Raw genomic sequence first — 998 nt, 5'->3', positions numbered from 1 at the left:
CCTCTATCCTTTAAAATAGCTGTTGTTGAGCAGGTTGAAAAAGGCGAGATGACCTATAAACAGGCCCAGCAGCGGTATGGTATTCAGGGGCGCTCCACCGTTCTTGTCTGGTTGCGTAAGTATGGCCGACTTGACTGGAGTCCCGGACTTCCTGACCTGGTGAAGAGGAAACTGCCTGTGGCTCAGACGATTATCCCGCTTACACCCGAGCAAAGAATCAGGGAACTTGAAGAACAGCTTGAGCTGGCGAACCAGAAAGCTGAGTTTTTTGAGTCGGTTATCAACGTCCTGAAAAATGATTACGGGGTGAGCGTTGTAAAAAAGCGGCCCGGCAAGTCCTCGCGCAAAGTCCGGCCCCAAAAATAACTGTTACGCGTGCATGCCAGTTCCTGGGGCACAGCAGACAGGCGTGGTATCAGGACAACACAAGACGCATAAAAAGACAGGAACATCATGCTCAGGTTCTTGAGTTTGTTGCCCGAGTCAGGTGTCGTCAGCCGCGAATCGGTACGCGTAAACTGCACTATCTGCTGAACACTCAGTCCGATAAAATGCTGAATATCGGACGAGACCGTCTGTTTAACCTGCTGGATGAATACCGGCTCCTGGTGCCAGTGAAACGGGCATATCACAAAACCACTAACAGCCATCATCGCTTTTACCGGCATCCTAATCTGCTGAAACCCGGCCCTGAGCAGGTTACCCCCCTTGAGCCAGAGCAGGTCTGGGTCGCTGATATAACTTACCTTCCGCTGCGCAGCGGCACGGCTTATCTGAGTCTGGTCACCGATGCCTGCTCCAGAAAAATCGTGGGTTACCATGTCGGGGAAAACCTGCAGACAGAAAACGTGGTAAAGGCGTTCAGACAGGCTCTGAGGCGGAGAAAAACGACAGGTCCGCTGGTACATCACTCTGACAGAGGACTGCAATACTGTTCGGTACTTTATCAGTCAGTTCATGAGCGAAACGGAATAACCTGTTCAATGACCGATGGTTAC

The 998-nt window shown here is 51.4% G+C and carries 1 pseudogene; it reads left to right on the top strand.

The features are described from left to right. Positions 1-998, top strand: a pseudogene (locus tag OH663_RS26000) (IS3 family transposase); the annotation flags it as partial.

The sequence above is a fragment of the Citrobacter sp. Marseille-Q5395 genome, assembly GCF_947057495.1.
Taxonomy (GTDB): domain Bacteria; phylum Pseudomonadota; class Gammaproteobacteria; order Enterobacterales; family Enterobacteriaceae; genus Citrobacter; species Citrobacter murliniae.
The sequence above is the reverse complement of the archived record's forward strand: the minus strand, read 5'-3'. Positions and strand labels throughout refer to the sequence as shown.